The following is a 15,982-nucleotide window of genomic DNA, read 5'->3' as shown; positions in this document are numbered from 1 at the left end:
TAAAGTAAAGTAAAAGGACAATGCCTTATGATGAACGCAGACAACCTACGATTGACCTTCAATCCTGGTACGCCCATTGAAAACCCTGCCTTACGTGGTATCAGCCTGCGTATTGAGGCGGGTGAATTTGTCACGGTCATTGGTACCAACGGCGCAGGTAAGTCGACGTTTTTAAATGCCGTCGCTGGCACTATTCGGGTCGATAGCGGCAAAATTACCCTAAACAATATTGACGTGACCAAAAAATCTGCCCACCAACGGGCACACTGGGTAGCGCGCGTTTTCCAAGACCCAATGGCAGGTACTTGTGAAGCCTTAACCATTGAAGAAAACATGGCACTTGCTTACAAGCGTGGCGAATCGCGTTTTTTAAAAGGCGCATTGAATCACAAAAACCGTGAAATTTTCCGTGAAAAACTGGCGATTTTAAAATTAGGGTTAGAGAATCGACTCACTGACCGTATGGGTTTATTATCAGGCGGGCAACGCCAAGCCGTTAGCCTATTAATGGCATCCCTGCAGCCGTCGAAAATTTTACTACTCGATGAACACACGGCTGCCCTTGACCCAAAAACCGCCGCTTTCGTCTTGGAACTGACCGATAAAATCGTCCAAGAAAACAATCTCACCACCATGATGGTCACTCACTCCATGCAGCAAGCGCTCAATCACGGCACGCGCACCGTCATGCTACACCAAGGGCAAGTGGTGCTAGACGTATCAGGCGATGAACGTAAAGGCATGACTGTTCATGATTTACTCAATATGTTTGAACGCACCCGCGGTGAAGTAGTAGAAGATGACAGCTTAATTTTAAGCTAACTTAACTGCGCCCAATCAAATACGGTGAGTTAAATAGCATGGGTTTAATAGAATAAGTTAAATAGGCGCTAGCGCTTAACAAGATGAAGATGGATAACATAAGTTATCCATTTTTTTACACACAGTGATAGATTAATTCTTCATAATAACAGTTGATAAGTAAGCAGTGATAATATTGCTATTTTCTCTAAATTTTAATTATAAAAAACATTACACTTTGAGGTCACTATGTTTGATTTAAAATCACTTGTTACGAAAGCTGTCGAAGACAAAACGTTAAATGTCAATGAATACATCTTTATGCCAGAGCGCGTGGATATGATGGTAAAAGATGGACGGCTAAGCTGTGTACTAAACACCAATGGTAAAGTTGATTTTATTTACCATAAAAGTGGTATCACCGAAGTGCGTTCAGGTCTACGTAAAAGCCCATTTACCTCGTTTCGCAATGAACTTCACTATGGCGTGTATGATGATGTGGTGGATGAAGTGATTGAAGCGGTTGAAAAAATCATTGGCAGTCAGTCAAAATACTTTAATTTTGCCGCAGATGCAGAATAAATAAGTGAATCATAAAAAAGCTGAAACCTTACTTTTCAGCTTTTTTTATGTCTTTTATTTATAGATGATTAAAGGCGCTGTCAATCGCATCATCTAATCGCTCAACCGGGATGATTTTGAGACCTTGATATTGCTCTAATTGCGTTTTGGGGGCATTGGCTTTGGGTACAATCGCATGGGTAAAGCCATGTTTCACCGCTTCTTTTAGTCGCTCTTGACCATTGGGCACAGGTCTGATTTCACCAGACAAGCCTACTTCACCAAATACTGCTAGGGTATAAGGTAAAGGCTTTTCTTTAATGCTAGACGCACAGGCTAATAACACCGCCAAATCGGAGCCGGTTTCAAGTACCTTGACCCCGCCTACCACATTGACATACACATCTTGCCCATTGGTTTGGATACCGCCATGACGGTGCATGACAGCTAGCAACATGGCTAAGCGCTGATAATCTAAACCTAATGCCATGCGCCTAGGTTGTCCTTGCGATTCATCGACCAGCGCTTGTACTTCAACCAGTAGCGGTCTGGTACCCTCACGGCTAACCATGACCACTGAGCCTGCAATCGGTTTATCATAGCGACTTAAAAATATCGCCGATGGATTTGCCACTTCTTTGAGTCCTGCGTCCGTCATGGCAAAAATCCCCAGCTCGTTGACGGCACCAAAACGATTTTTCACCGCACGAATCATTCGAAAACGGCTGTCCGACTGTCCTTCAAAATACAGTACCGCATCCACCATATGTTCTAGCACGCGAGGGCCTGCCAGCGCCCCTTCTTTAGTCACATGCCCGACCAAGAATAACGCCGTACCCGTTTGCTTGGCATAGCGCGTCAGAATCGCCGCTGATTCACGGATTTGACTGACACCGCCTGGCGCGGATTGGATGGCTTCGGTAAACAAAGTCTGAATTGAGTCAATAATAGCGACGGCTGGTTGCTCTTGGGTCAAGGCTTGGCAGATCATTTCAACATTGGTTTCTGCCAATACTTTTAAGTTGTTATTGGGTAACCCCAAACGACTAGCCCGCATCGCCACCTGTGACAACGATTCTTCACCCGTAATGTACAGCGCACTGCCGGCTAGACTGTGATTTTCTGCCATGTGAATCGCCGTCTGTAGCAAGATAGTGGATTTGCCAATACCAGGATCACCCCCAATCAGCACCACAGAACCTGCCACTAAGCCACCGCCTAACACCCGATCAAACTCACCAACACCCGTTGGTAGCCTAGTATCAAGTGACATAGGCACAGCATTAAGTGGCATGACGCTCGATTGTTCGCCTGCATAATTACTAGCTTTTTTGGTGACAGGTTTATGATGTGGCATGCTGACCGTCGGCGCTTCGACAAGGCTATTCCATGCGCCACATTCGGCACACTGTCCCGACCATTTACCGAAGTTTGCGCCACATTGTTGGCACACGTAGGATGATTTTGATTTTGCCATAGAGTCCAATTTGCAATGAAAAATTTAAAAATAAAGAAAAATTAAAGAATAAAAAAACTTAAAGCGTATTGGTGGTGGTGAGAGGTATAAACTATGCAATGAAATTAATACGATGACATTAATGCAATGAAATTAGGGATAGCGAGCTATGTTTGACACACAAATTTTGACCCGCAAGATTGCTGTTATTTGCGACTATATTTATGGGCGACCAAGTCATAAATCCAGTAAAAAATAAACCCATATACCAAAATAAGTAAGGTCAACGAAATATCGAGCATAAACGCCTGCCACAGTCCAATATTCATCACCCACATTACCAGTGGTAAGGTAAAGCCCAACAAGCCACTTTCAAACCCCACTATATGCAGTACCCTTAGCCATAGCGGTCGAGCCAGTTTTTCACCGGTAAAAAATTTATCAAACAATAAGTTATAAATAAATGTCCAAATCATGGCGATGAGCGAAATGCCAATCAGTAGCGCCAATATACTTGAGTTAGGCTGCGATTCACTACCGGTAAAGCCAAAAAAGCTGAGTAATTTTACCCAGCCTAATGATAGCAGTATGGCGATTGTCTCAAATAACATCGCTTGCCAGATGCGTGCTTTGGTAGTCATCACGTTTTGCTTCTAACCATCTTACTAAACCCTGCTTTCTAGACCATGAAGTTTTCACCCAAGTAGACCTTACGTACCAACTCATTGTCTAAAATATGCTCTGGCGTACCTGCCGCAATAATTTGTCCTTCACTGACAATATAGGCATGTTCACAAATAGCCAAAGTCTCACGCACGTTGTGATCGGTAATCAGCACGCCGATGCCGCGCTGTTTAAGCTTAATAATTACCTCTTTGATATCGCCTACCGAAATCGGGTCAACCCCCGCAAAAGGCTCGTCAAGCAAAATAAACTTGGGATTTGAGGCAAGGCTGCGGGCAATTTCACAGCGTCTGCGCTCACCACCAGACACGCTCATCCCTAGTGAGTGGCGTACGTGACCCAAATTAAATTCCCCAATCAGCTGCTCAAGTTGCTGCTGCTGCCCCGCTTTATCCAAATCTGTGCGAGTCTGCAAAATCGATAAAATATTTTCTTCAACGGTTAATTTGCGAAAAATTGACGCTTCCTGCGGTAAGTAGCCAATACCTGCTGCGGCGCGCTCGTGCATGGACAATGCCGACAAATCCCGATTACCGAGCTGTATTTGCCCTTTGTCCATATTGACCAGACCAACGACCATATAAAAGCTGGTAGTCTTACCCGCCCCATTTGGACCGAGTAACCCAACCACTTGTCCTTGTTCTACCGAAAAAGACACGTCTTTAACCACCCAACGCTTGCCATAGCGTTTGGCAAGGTGCTGCATGATTAGAGTCTGGTTGGCTTGCGGTTGCGACATAATAAATCCTAGAACTAAACAATGGCAATGAACAAAGCGAAAGCAAGTTAAAAAATACTAGCGATTACGAACGCCCACACGGTTGGTCGCTTGTGGCGGAAATACCAATTCAACTCGTTGGTTATTCCCTGCTTTTGCCTCAATATCACCCACTTTTAGACTGTAATGAATGACATTCCCAGAAAAACTACCACCATTTTGGGTCAAGCGCGCATTACCCGTGAGGGTAACAAGCCCTGTTTTGACATTGTAGTCAATTCGATTCGCCTGACCTTTCGCCAAGCCCTTCTCTTGTGTCACAATTTGTTGGATAGTGGCAGGACGCCCGGTTGCGACTGCACTTTCGATGGCGCGGGTTGGCGTCAAATTGACGGTTAAATTATCCGCCGCCATTTTGAGCGTGCCTTGGCTGATGGTGACATTGCCTGTATAGCTTGTCACTCCAGAGCGCTCACTGTACGTCGCTTTATCTGCCAGCAACCGAATCGGCTCATTGGCGTCTGATGGCAAGGCGTTTGCCACGTTCGATGCCGCAAGGATGCCAGCAATTGACACACCGCCAGCCATTATTAATTGTCGAGTCTTCACCACAATCATGTTAAACCTTTTATATAAAAATTTTAAAATCAACAATATAGATTAAATTAGCACCGAAGTTAAAGATTTTTGATACTCACTTGAATCCCGTCAACATCGCAACTGATTTGCTGTCTTAACAGAAGCCACTCTACTCCATAAAGATAGGGTTAGCTACTGTGCAGGTTGAATCATCACACTCACTTGTCCAAAACCGTAATCACCCGTTGCCAGGTCACCACTAAATTGTTTGGCATCAAACCGATTATTTCCATGGATAAAGGTAAGCGGTTCATTAGTCATTACTGTATTATTGACCAAATCACCGACAAAGTTTTTACCTATCATTTTAACGGGCAAATTCGACATACTGGTATTTTGGGTGAGCAACGGAACGCTGGTTAAGGTCACGTTACCTATCAGTTTGGCAATCTGCTTATTTTCATCCAATTGCGCTTGGTCTGCCACCAAGGTTACTTCACGTTCGTTTTTTGGACGGATAACAATCTGCGGCTTGGACATCACGGCGGTATTGGCATTTTGGTAATGGGTTACCTGCGCCGCTGTTAACTGATAGCCAACACTACCTGTTTCGGTCGTTTGTAGCGCTTTGATTTGCTCTGCTTGGTAATCAATATCGGTCGGTTTGAGGGATACTTGGGTCAAGCGAGCATCGTTTTGCGCATAAAAATAGGCCGATACGATAATAAATAATAAGCCTAAAATAAATAGCGTTTTTGTTGACACGATTGCCACCTAACATTGCCAAAAAATTTGATAAAAACGGACGTTACCACACTAAACCGCATACGCCAAATCACTTAAAATAAATCACTTAGAACAAATCCCTTAGCATAAATTCCTTAAACCAAGTTATATGACCTAAAGCACATAACTGGCCAAAATATCATCGTAATGACCCGTTGCTTTTAATATCAAATCACATAACTCACGAACAGCCCCTTCTCCGCCTGAGCGCGTGGTAACCATGTCGACCCGTTTGATGACTTCGCCATTGGCATTTGCCACGGCTACAGCAAATCCGACCGATTGCAAGGCTTTGATATCTGGCCAATCATCACCGATATACGCACATTCTGCTAGCGAGATACCAATCTTCGCTAACAATTCATTGAGCGCCGTTAATTTGTCTTCCCGCCCTTGCACTAGATGGGTGATTTTTAATTCTTTGGCACGATGCGTGACAATGTCACTAGTGCGACCCGTTATAATGGCAGTTTGAATCCCTGCTTGGTGAATACGCTGAATACCAAAGCCATCTTGAACATTAAAGCCTTTGGTTTCAACACTGTTGGCGTCATAGATAATTTTTCCATCAGACAGCACACCATCCACATCCATGACCAATAGTTTAACGTTTTTTGCTTTAGTGAGCAGACTTTGCATGACCTTATCCTTATTATTGTAAGCCTAGTTAATTTAAGCCTATTAATTCACACCCGCATGCAGTAGCTCATGCAAGGTCAAAATACCCGCTAAAGTCTTATCATCATTAATGATTAATAGCTGATTTATCTTTTGTTCATTCATTAATGTCAGCGCATCAGACGCACGCATATCAGGATTGACGGACTTTGGATTGGTTGACATCACCTCACTAATCGGCGTATCAAGCCCCAATTGGCGCGCTAAGCCACGGCGCAAGTCGCCATCGGTGAATACACCCACGACTTGATTGTTTTCATTGGTAATCACCGTCATCCCCAGTCTACCACCGGTCATGCTGAACAAGGCTTCGTTAAGCGTCGAATGCTCGTCAATGGTTGGCAGGTTATTTACATGCATCAAGTCCTTCACTTGGGTTAATAATTTGCGACCCAATGCCCCCGCAGGGTGCGATAAAGCAAAATCTTCTGAGGTAAAATGCTTACTATGCACTAGTGCTACCGCTAACGCATCTCCTAGCGCCAAAGTAGCTGTGGTACTTGATGTCGGTGCTAATCCAAGGGGACAAGCTTCTTCAGACGCCCCTAAAGTCAAAGCCACATCGGCAGATCTTGGCAAAATACCACGTTTGTCGCGGCTGATACTAATGAGCGGAATGCCCAGTTTTTTTACCACAGGCAGTAACGTGCGGATTTCATCTGACTCACCTGAGTTTGAGATGCCAATTAACACATCGCCTTTGACCAACATGCCTAAGTCGCCATGACCCGCTTCACCAGGATGCATAAAAAAAGACGGCGTTCCCGTTGAGGCAAAAGTCGCTGCAATTTTGCGACCAATAAGTCCTGACTTACCCATGCCTGTCACTACCACACGCCCCTGGCAGCTTTCAATGAGATGACAAGCAGTCACAAATCGTTCATCTAGCTGTTCAATCAGCAAATCTAAAGCATGTTGTTCTGTTTTGATAGCGTCTTTGGCATGCTTTAAATAATCAACCGATACATCCAAGATAATTCCTCACTAATTTTTCAAAATCACTTTTTGTGCGCTTAATCGCTCAGCCATCAGCAACCTTAAAAGCTAAAATTTAAACTTTTTCAAACTGTATCATAGCGCAATTTAAGCCAATATTCACGGGATAAGTCCGAAAATACATATTTTGACAACATTTCATCGAGTTTATATTAACAATCTATGCATTGCTCAATCAGCCTCAAATACACTATAGAAGATAAGCTATAAAAAATGGCGAACACTGATAATGTTCGCCACGTAATATCATGTTTAGAATTTAAAAATTAAAACTTGTCTTCACCATTGCCGTTGGCATCATCGTCAAAATTAGTATCATCTTTGGCAGGCTCAAAATTCATAGTGTCATAGCCGCTATCAAAACCACGGTCAGCAAAACCACTACGATCATACGGTGCTTGCGCAAACCCTGGACGCTCGTGCGAATAGCCACGTGGGTCATTGTCATAACCGCCGCCATCAAAACCGCGGTCACCAAAACCACCACGATTAGCAAACCCTGTGCGATTTGCGCCATAGCCCTGTGGTTCAAAACCGCCTGCTTGACCAAAGCCCATTTGGCTAGATTGACCGTAGCCACTTGCCCCTGGCATTGGCGTAGCTGAACGTGGATTGCGGGCTGGTACTACCGTTGAAATGGCGTGTTTATAGACCATTTGACTGACGGTGTTTTTGAGTAATACCACATATTGATCGAAAGATTCGATTTGACCTTGAAGTTTGATGCCATTGACTAAAAAAATAGACACTGGAATACGGTCTTTACGTAAAGAGTTTAAGAAAGGGTCTTGTAGTGTTTGACCTTTTGACATAGGTTTCTCCCAGAAATAAACAGAAAGTTGGTTAAATTATTATATTTTTAAACGAATTTTTAATTATACCTTATTAGCTTAATATGGATTGTCGAATCACCATATTAGATAAGCACTCAAATAGTATCACCCAAGCATGTCACTGCTGTTAACTTGTTTTTATTAGCAAATTTCTTGCTTGATCAATAGTTGCCAAGGGTCTGATATCAAAACGCTCAACCAATTGTTGTGTGCTAACCAGCTTACGCATCCATGTATATTGGCGTTTTGCTAGCTGCCTTGTAGCATATAATGCCTCATTTTGCATAGTTTGTCTATAATCTTGAATTGGGGAGCTGTGCGTGTTTAGTAAAAAACGCGCCACATCATCATGAAAATTTTCTTCATTATTATCATATGTAAACAATGTTGTATTTTGTATTTTTTCTAAAAAATCCCAAGCTTGCCGGTAGCCAACGCAGCGCATGGATGGCAGATCAGCCCTGAGGTGATATCGTTGTCGCAGGGCAATCACTTCCTGCAAAAAGCCTTGTTGCCACATGATATCTAACCGAAGTGCGATGCGCTTGTGTAACCAATCACGATCTGGCATCACGGCTAAAACTTGCCAACGCTGATTTGGATTGTCGGCTAACGCCCTAGCGGGCTGGTTTTGCCAAGCGCTTAATGGCTTGCCTGTTTGTAGATAGATTTCCACCGCTCTGCCAATTCTTTGGGTGTCTGTGGTTTTGAGTTGCTTAGCAAGGATGGGATCTACCCGGGTTAAATAAGCATGTAGCTGTTCTATCCCCTGCTTGGCAATCAGTTGGGTGACTTGTTGGCGAATCTCAGGCAAGGTTGCTGGGATATCATTGATACCTTGAATCAGTGCCATATAGTACATCATGGTACCACCCACCAGCACAGGTGTTTTATTTTGCTGATGAGCAAGATTGATATGATAGTCCACATCGCTTACAAACTGCGCAACGCTGTAACTTTGCTCAGGACTGATGATGTCAACGAGGGCATGTGGATAGTGTGCCAATTCTTCACGTGTCGGTTTGGCAGTACCGATATTCATATCCCGATAAATCAAGGCAGAATCTACCGAAATAAGACGATATTTGCCTGTTTCGTAGAGTTCATACGCCAACGCTGTCTTGCCGCTGGCAGTAGGTGCTATAAGGCAAATCACGTCTTGTCTATCGGCTGTTATCATAGCTTATTCTGGGGATTGTTAAGGTGAATAGGGAGGTAACTAGGGATTAGGTAAATGCGACTGCGACAGCAGCCATTGTAGCATGTCAGCTTCACTGACTCGAATGGCATTATCGGCAATGTGGGTAAAATCAGCTTGATTCAAATAAGATTGAACATAGGCTTTATCATCACTGTCTATATGATGATATTGTAAATCAATCAGATAAAAATATCCTTGCCAAAAAATTAAAGCAAAAGTTTGATGCTGGTTTTCACATTGATGCTGTCTTTCAAATTCATGCTTGTTTTCAAATAAGGTTACTAGCTGTATCGCGTCGCTATCCGTTAACCTATCAACAGCACCCTTTCTTGCCACCTGATAAATCGACTGATTTTCGGCAACATGGGTTAGCTCATGGGTGGCGTTGGGTTTCTCACCGGTCTTTATATACTGAATGGACGTAGCTTCACCTGTAGGCAATTTTTGAAATTTATCGACGTTACTGTCATCAGTTTTTGTCATGCAAGCTTGCTGTTGCAGGGTGTTTAGCGCCGTCATTTTAGGCGGCAATTGCTCTAGCATATGCTGAGACAACCAAGCTAATATATTGGTCAATGGTTGGATTTTGACTTGTTGTTTACTTGGGTGAATATTGACATTTATCCACTCGGCAGGCAGCTCAAAAGACAACGCATAGCCCATTTGTAGCGAATTGTCGATGCCAATACCCAGCTTGCGACCCACTTTTTGTATGGCTTGACTAATCGCCAAATCACTGACCAAACGATGATTGATATAAATCAGTTTTGGCAGATTATTTTTATGGGCGATAAAAAACCAGCCGGTGACTTGGGCACTTAAATCCTCTGTCTGTGCTTGTAAACCTTGCAGCGATAAATAAAATGGCTGTGCAATCTCAGTCAAGGGCAAATTTAACGCTTGTTCAAGCCGCGCCAAACTAAACGCCGGCAAAAAAGGCAATGCAGCACCCTCTAAATTTTGGTGAGGGGCTTGGGCTGACTGCGTTAAGCTAAAACGCAATTTGTCTTGATGATATAATTCAATCTGCACATCGGCAAAACTAATCGCTAATCGCTGCACGACTTGTTCTATATGGGCAAATTCTGTGGCAATACTTTTTAGGTGCGAGCGTCTGCCTGGCACATTGAAGTACAAATCGCGAACGCTGACACACGTGCCGCGATGTTTTACGATAGGACGAATAGTAGCTTGGCTTACCTCGCTACCGCTCACGCTCAGCTGCTGCCCTACACCGCTGTCATTGTGACTACTGGTTAATGTCAGATGCGATATTGCTGCAATGCTCGCTAGTGCCTCGCCGCGAAAACCTAAACTCTGAATACCAACCAACTCGTTGACATTAGCAAGTTTACTGGTGGCATGGCGAGTGACCGCAAGCATCATGTCATCAGGATGAATTCCCATGCCATTGTCACTAATTTGAATCAACCCAAGCCCGCCTTGTTCGATATCGATGCGAATATGAGTAGCGTTGGCATCGATAGCATTTTCAATCAGTTCTTTGACCACAGAAGCAGGACGCGTCACTACCTCGCCAGCGGCGATTTGGTTGATAAGCAGTGGGGATAATTTATGAATACGGTTGTCAGGCAAAACTTATCGTCACTTCTCGTTGTTCGTCATCCAGGCGTTTGATATCAATGCTTGCATTGGGCGGCGTCAAATAGCCTGCTGCACGACTCGCCCACTCAATAATCACCAAACTATTTGGCTCATCTTGATATTCATAAAAACCGATAAATTCCAATTCTTCAGGATCATTGAGACGGTATAAATCGGCATGGTAAACCGGCTTAATTGTACCATCGTCCTGCGTAATACGATAAGGTTCAACCAGGGTAAAAGTCGGACTTTTTACCGCGCCTGTATGCCCCATTGCCTGTAGCCAATAGCGGGTAAGCGTGGTCTTGCCCGCACCCAAATCACCTGACAGCCAAACGCTACCTGTTAAATTCATTTCGGCAAGCTCTTTAGCTAAGGCTTGGGTGTCGGTTTCGGATTTTAAGAGGATAGTTTTATTCATTTCGATTTTCCCAGCTTGCCCCATGTTTGTCCTGAATCAAAAATCGTTACAACAACCCCGTCAGATACTAACAGCTTAGTCAACTTGTAAAACCACTGTCGGATTGACAAATTTCTCGCCTTTTTTTAATTTGTCATACATGTTTGGGTCATGCCATTCGGCTTTTACTTGCTCGCTAAATTCAAAATCACCCAGCGTCAACGCGCCCATTTGGACATTATCGACATCGTCTTCAAAGCACTGTGCATAACCTGTCGCTGTTTCGTGGGCGATGACGGAATACACTTTGACATCGGTTTCGCCGTTTTGCATTTGGGTTTGTTTTAAGATTTCTCTTGCCCAAAAAAACACCACGCGGCTAAACTGCTCTGCCGAGGGCGAAACAGGCAAACTAATCCAGCGCGCGCTAAATTTTTTGCAGGCGTCAATATAGTCGGGGTCATCTTTATCCCAAAAACAAATAGCATGATCAAAACTATCAATGATGTCTTTAATCGATGATTTTAACAGCCCAAAATCATACACCATTTGCCCGTGATCGAGGCGGTGCGCTTCTAAAATCAGCTCGATTTGGTAACTATGCCCATGAATCGAGTACTTGCAGCGATCGGAGCTACAATTGCGCACGATATGGGCATTTTCAAATTTAAACAGCTTTCTAATTCTCATAATGGGATTCGCATTTTTTTAGCAGTAATAAAGGTTTGAATGCTGACTATTATAAAGCTATTGGGCAAGTTAAGCGAATTTTAGTCATGTGCCCAAATTTGCCTACCTAAATTTACCCATAACATCAACAAAAAATCTCGTCACATTTAGGACAGTAACTCACGTCTTAAATCGCTAACTGTGCTAATATAAAAACTTGGGGATAGACAGTTATTTTTGAAAAATGAGTTTTTTTAGCTGACTCTTTTTTATATAAAGTCTTGTTGATACAAAACTTTGTTGGCATAAAGATAAGCAAAGATAAGCGCGGTGGAGATAAAAAATGATGATTAGAGTATTGGTCGTTGACGATCATGATTTAGTCCGGATGGGCATCGTACGGATGCTGTCAGATAGCCCTGACATTGATGTGATTGGTGAGGCTGCCGATGGTGAAACCGCGATTATCAAAACCAAACAATTAAAACCCGATGTGGTATTACTTGATGTCAATATGCCTACCATTGGCGGGTTAGAAGTCACCAAGCGCTTGCTGCAAACCGATAAAAACACCAAAATTTTGGCGGTCAGCTCTTTGGTTCAGCAGCCCTACCCATCCATGCTCATCAAAGCAGGAGTGAGTGGCTATATCACCAAAGGGACACCGCTTGATGAGATGATTAAAGGCATCAAAAAAGTCCACCAAGGCGGGCGTTATTTTAGTGCCGATGTTGCCGAGCAGCTTGCTGATATTTTATTCACTGACAATTCAGAGTCGCCATTTGATGCGCTAAGTGAGCGAGAAATGCAGGTGGCGATGATGGTGGTCAATTGCAAAAGTCCACAGCAAATCGCCGATCAGTTGTTTGTGAGTGTCAAAACAGTCAATACCTACCGCTATCGTATTTTTGAAAAGCTTAATATCGACAGTGATGTCAAACTTACCCATTTGGCTATGCGTCATGGTTTAGTTCAACCCTAAACCATGATTACCAATCCTGCGTTTTCATCGCTATTTGACAAGCCAAGCACCCAAGCTAGAACCAAAAAAATCGGTAACGTCTACAATGGTTACCGTATTATTATTGCTATCTTTTTTTCCTTTAGTTTTATGTTGGCACTAAAAAATGCCCAGCATGACTATTGGGTATTGATTAATCTTTTTCCCACTTTTTTCTATTTTTTGTTTAGTATTGCTTTATTTATTTTGTATTATTTTTATCCCAAAAATCCGCTGTTGATGGTCGGGCTAACTGTCGATGCGCTGGTACTCACTACCATGTTGTATTTTAGCGGTGGTAATGATTTACAAGTGATTTTGCTGTTTTTGGTGCAAGTTGCGGCGGCCTTTATGTTGGTGCGCTCCAACCAAGCTATTTTGCTGACTATTTTTGCCATCACGTTGGTTATTTATCAGCAGTTTTATCAAACCCTAAAAAACGATGTGAACTACGCGCTGGTTAATAACGTGGCTTCGATGGCGATTAGCTTTATCGGAGTGGCTTATTTAAGTTATACGTTATCCAAACGGCTTAAACAAATTGAGCTGCTCTCTGAGCGCCAAGTCAATGAAGTCAATGCGCTAAATGCCATCAACAATAAAATCGTGCAAATCATTGACCAAGGGGTGGTGGTATTATCCCACGATTTAGAAATTTTTATCGCCAATGATACCGCACTCGAACAACTACATCTGCCCAAGGCCCTTGATAATTTTAATTTGCCAGATATTTCCCCTCTATTAGCCGCAAGACTTGCACCCATCATCCAAGAGCCTGAAGAAACTTTAATAGTGCGGCTCGGCGCAGCGACTGCTAGCACACCTTTGGCCGTTGGCATTGAGCCCAATCACCAAAGCTTTAATGACCTACGACTTCGTATCACCCAATTAAGACAGCAATATGCCATTATTTTTATTGAAGATTTACGTGATGAGTTTAGCCGCGCGCAGCAGTTAAAACTTGCGTCGCTGGGGCAATTATCCGCCAGTATTGCCCATGAGATTCGTAACCCGCTGGCAACCATTAGCCAAGCCAGTCAATTATTAATGGAGGAAGTTAATGAGGCTGACAGTGGCTTATCGGGTGATAATATCCTGCTATATGAGATGATTTATCACCAAACCATTCGGGTCAATAAAATCATCGAAGATGTGCTTAAATTATCTCGTCAGCAGCGCCCTAATTTTGTTTATATTGAACCCAAAACTTGGCTAAACGATTTTATACAAGAAAACTTTAGCGGCCATGATATTTTTCTGCACTGCCATACTGATAAAGGCTTTATGTTTGATAACTATCAGCTAGCACAGATTTTGGTCAACCTCATCAATAACGGGCTGCGTTTTAGTAGCAAAACCGAGCCCCACGGCTTTGTCACCCTTGAAGTGTATGAGTTTGGCAAATCTATCCATATCGATGTGATAGACACAGGTCACGGCGTTGCCAAAGAAAATATTCAGTATTTATTTAATCCGTTTTTTACCACCGATAGTCAGGGCACGGGTCTGGGGCTTTATTTGTCGCAGGCCTTTTGTCAGGCAAACTATGCCAATCTAGAATATGTGCGAAGTGAGGGGCAAACTTGCTTTCGGATGATTTGTCAAACCAAAACTTTACCATCCGTCTAAAATATCTTTGTAGCTAAAATTTTTAATTGAATTTTTTGGCTAAAGCATTCATATTACAGTAAGTTTATCGATATCAATTTAGCAAAATTGTCGGGAATTTGAGTGTATATGTGTTCACTTTTCTTCATTTTTTCGGTACAATATAGCGTCAATGATTAAAAAAATACATGTCGTATTTTGATCATCCTCAGGACATTTATCTCTATGGCACAACCTCAATCTTTTGAAAACGCGCCCATCAATTGGATCCCTGCGTTTGTCTTAATTAGCACGCCTTTGGCGGCTTTATTGATTGTACCTTATTACTTGTGGACACATAGCGTCAGTTGGCAAGTTTGGGCAATTTTCGCATTCTTTATGGCTTGGAATGGGTTAAGTATTACAGTTGGTTATCACCGTTTATGGTCACATCGTACTTACCAAGCGCATCCGATTGTCAAATGGTTCCTTCTGATTGGCGGCACCTTAGCTGTTCAAGGCTCGGTATTTGACTGGTGTGCAGGACACCGTTTACACCACCGCCATGTCGATGATATCTATCAAGACCCCTACTCTGCCAAGCGTGGCTTTTGGTTCTCACATATCGGGTGGATGCTCAAAAACTACCCAAGCGGCCATTATGACTACAAAAATATCCCAGATTTAAAAGCTGATCCTGTGTTAGTGGCGCAAGATAAATATTATGCCCTGTGGATTTTATTGGCCAATATTGGCTTGCCAGCGTTGTTTGGTTGGATGGTGGGTGATATTGCAGGTACCTTAGTACTTGCAGGGCTACTGCGTTTGGTGTTAAGCCATCATTTTACTTTCTTTATCAACTCGCTTTGCCATATGTTTGGTACCCGTCCTTATACCGATACCAACACCGCGCGTGATAATCCGATTCTGGCGATTTTCACTTGGGGCGAAGGCTATCATAACTACCACCACTTTTTCCAATACGACTATCGCAATGGGGTAAAATGGTGGCAATATGATCCTAGCAAATGGATTATTTATGGCTTGTCAAAAATCGGTTTGACTTGGGATTTAAAACGTGTCCCAGACGTCACCATTCAGCATGCACAAACAGAAATGGCATTCAAACGTGCTGAGAAAAAAGTTGCGACTTTTTCAGGGAATTTAACCAGCGATTTCCAAGTAATAAAAGATCGTTTAAACAGTGAACAACAAGCCTTCAAACAAACGATTGCAGAATGGCAAGCGTTAAAAACGCAAGCCATTGAGATGAAAAAAAATGAGTTTGCCCAGCGTATTCATGAAGTCGATGATAAGCTAAAAGACCAGTTTAGTGGCATTGAGGATAAACTTCGCAATCATGCGCAGCAAATTGAAAATTTGGTTAATCATTTAAAAGGTAAGCATGTTTGATTAAAACATAAATAT

At 43.0% G+C, this 15,982-nt stretch carries 17 protein-coding genes; 5 read left to right on the top strand and 12 right to left on the bottom strand.

Going from position 1 to position 15,982, the window contains the following annotated elements:
• The first annotated feature begins 27 nt into the window (after nucleotides 1–27).
• Together H9W84_RS04025 and H9W84_RS04020 are read left to right on the top strand one after the other, a co-directional pair.
• Nucleotides 28–822 (top strand): ABC transporter ATP-binding protein, encoded by a 795-nt coding sequence (locus tag H9W84_RS04025; RefSeq protein WP_036593505.1) that lies wholly within the window; start codon nucleotides 28–30, stop codon nucleotides 820–822.
• 228 nt (nucleotides 823–1,050) lie between these two features.
• Nucleotides 1,051–1,383, top strand: coding sequence for a hypothetical protein (locus tag H9W84_RS04020; RefSeq protein WP_007116343.1), 333 nt, complete (start codon nucleotides 1,051–1,053; stop codon nucleotides 1,381–1,383).
• A gap of 58 nt (nucleotides 1,384–1,441) precedes the next feature.
• Here H9W84_RS04020 and radA read toward each other — a convergent pair whose 3' ends face one another.
• The 12 genes from radA to H9W84_RS03960 all read right to left on the bottom strand — a co-directional run bounded on the left by radA (nucleotide 1,442) and on the right by H9W84_RS03960 (nucleotide 11,988).
• Nucleotides 1,442–2,839 carry a DNA repair protein RadA gene (gene radA, locus H9W84_RS04015; RefSeq protein WP_065252407.1) on the bottom strand — a complete coding sequence of 466 codons (1,398 nt, stop codon included), beginning with the start codon at nucleotides 2,837–2,839 and terminating at the stop codon, nucleotides 1,442–1,444.
• Nucleotides 2,840–3,024: 185 nt separating this feature from the next.
• Complete coding sequence (locus H9W84_RS04010) at nucleotides 3,025–3,459, bottom strand: PACE efflux transporter (RefSeq protein ID WP_239741811.1); 435 nt, start codon at nucleotides 3,457–3,459, stop codon at nucleotides 3,025–3,027.
• Between the two features lie 38 nt (nucleotides 3,460–3,497).
• The gene (lptB, locus tag H9W84_RS04005; protein ID WP_135889063.1) at nucleotides 3,498–4,241 is read right to left on the bottom strand and encodes an LPS export ABC transporter ATP-binding protein; all 744 of its coding nucleotides are present in this window, start codon (nucleotides 4,239–4,241) and stop codon (nucleotides 3,498–3,500) included.
• A 57-nt stretch (nucleotides 4,242–4,298) separates the two neighbouring features.
• Entirely contained in the window at nucleotides 4,299–4,808 is a 510-nt protein-coding gene (gene lptA / locus H9W84_RS04000; protein WP_239743641.1) for a lipopolysaccharide transport periplasmic protein LptA, read from the bottom strand.
• Nucleotides 4,809–4,991: 183 nt separating this feature from the next.
• Complete coding sequence (gene lptC, locus H9W84_RS03995) at nucleotides 4,992–5,564, bottom strand: LPS export ABC transporter periplasmic protein LptC (protein WP_050324506.1); 573 nt, start codon at nucleotides 5,562–5,564, stop codon at nucleotides 4,992–4,994.
• A 135-nt stretch (nucleotides 5,565–5,699) separates the two neighbouring features.
• The gene (locus H9W84_RS03990) at nucleotides 5,700–6,224 is read right to left on the bottom strand and encodes a KdsC family phosphatase (RefSeq protein ID WP_239741809.1); all 525 of its coding nucleotides are present in this window, start codon (nucleotides 6,222–6,224) and stop codon (nucleotides 5,700–5,702) included.
• A gap of 42 nt (nucleotides 6,225–6,266) precedes the next feature.
• Nucleotides 6,267–7,235: a KpsF/GutQ family sugar-phosphate isomerase gene (locus H9W84_RS03985; RefSeq protein WP_239741807.1), complete on the bottom strand. Its 969-nt coding sequence runs from the start codon at nucleotides 7,233–7,235 to the stop codon at nucleotides 6,267–6,269.
• 290 nt (nucleotides 7,236–7,525) lie between these two features.
• Nucleotides 7,526–8,071 carry an RNA chaperone Hfq gene (hfq, locus tag H9W84_RS03980; RefSeq protein ID WP_065252404.1) on the bottom strand — a complete coding sequence of 182 codons (546 nt, stop codon included), beginning with the start codon at nucleotides 8,069–8,071 and terminating at the stop codon, nucleotides 7,526–7,528.
• 148 nt (nucleotides 8,072–8,219) lie between these two features.
• Nucleotides 8,220–9,272, bottom strand: coding sequence for a tRNA (adenosine(37)-N6)-dimethylallyltransferase MiaA (miaA, locus tag H9W84_RS03975; RefSeq protein WP_060994786.1), 1,053 nt, complete (start codon nucleotides 9,270–9,272; stop codon nucleotides 8,220–8,222).
• A gap of 39 nt (nucleotides 9,273–9,311) precedes the next feature.
• Nucleotides 9,312–10,889, bottom strand: coding sequence for a DNA mismatch repair endonuclease MutL (gene mutL, locus H9W84_RS03970; protein WP_239741805.1), 1,578 nt, complete (start codon nucleotides 10,887–10,889; stop codon nucleotides 9,312–9,314).
• Nucleotides 10,882–11,319 (bottom strand): tRNA (adenosine(37)-N6)-threonylcarbamoyltransferase complex ATPase subunit type 1 TsaE, encoded by a 438-nt coding sequence (tsaE, locus tag H9W84_RS03965; RefSeq protein WP_239741803.1) that lies wholly within the window; start codon nucleotides 11,317–11,319, stop codon nucleotides 10,882–10,884. Before tsaE ends, mutL begins: the two co-directional genes overlap by 8 nt.
• 75 nt (nucleotides 11,320–11,394) lie before the next feature.
• Nucleotides 11,395–11,988 carry a 6-pyruvoyl trahydropterin synthase family protein gene (locus tag H9W84_RS03960; protein WP_203171646.1) on the bottom strand — a complete coding sequence of 198 codons (594 nt, stop codon included), beginning with the start codon at nucleotides 11,986–11,988 and terminating at the stop codon, nucleotides 11,395–11,397.
• A gap of 325 nt (nucleotides 11,989–12,313) precedes the next feature.
• Between H9W84_RS03960 and H9W84_RS03955 the strand changes: the two genes are divergently transcribed.
• From H9W84_RS03955 to H9W84_RS03945, 3 genes are all read left to right on the top strand, one after another.
• Nucleotides 12,314–12,949, top strand: a complete 636-nt coding sequence (locus H9W84_RS03955; RefSeq protein ID WP_040403691.1) for a response regulator — start codon at nucleotides 12,314–12,316, stop codon at nucleotides 12,947–12,949.
• Between the two features lie 3 nt (nucleotides 12,950–12,952).
• Nucleotides 12,953–14,596 carry a sensor histidine kinase gene (locus H9W84_RS03950; protein ID WP_239741801.1) on the top strand — a complete coding sequence of 548 codons (1,644 nt, stop codon included), beginning with the start codon at nucleotides 12,953–12,955 and terminating at the stop codon, nucleotides 14,594–14,596.
• A 204-nt stretch (nucleotides 14,597–14,800) separates the two neighbouring features.
• A complete protein-coding gene (locus tag H9W84_RS03945; RefSeq protein WP_007116360.1) occupies nucleotides 14,801–15,967 on the top strand; it encodes an acyl-CoA desaturase in 1,167 nt (388 codons plus the stop codon).
• Nucleotides 15,968–15,982: the final 15 nt, after the last annotated feature.

This window comes from Moraxella tetraodonis (genome assembly GCF_022359095.1).
Taxonomy (GTDB): Bacteria; Pseudomonadota; Gammaproteobacteria; order Pseudomonadales; family Moraxellaceae; genus Faucicola; species Faucicola tetraodonis.
This window is presented reverse-complemented; position numbering and strand designations above follow the sequence as displayed.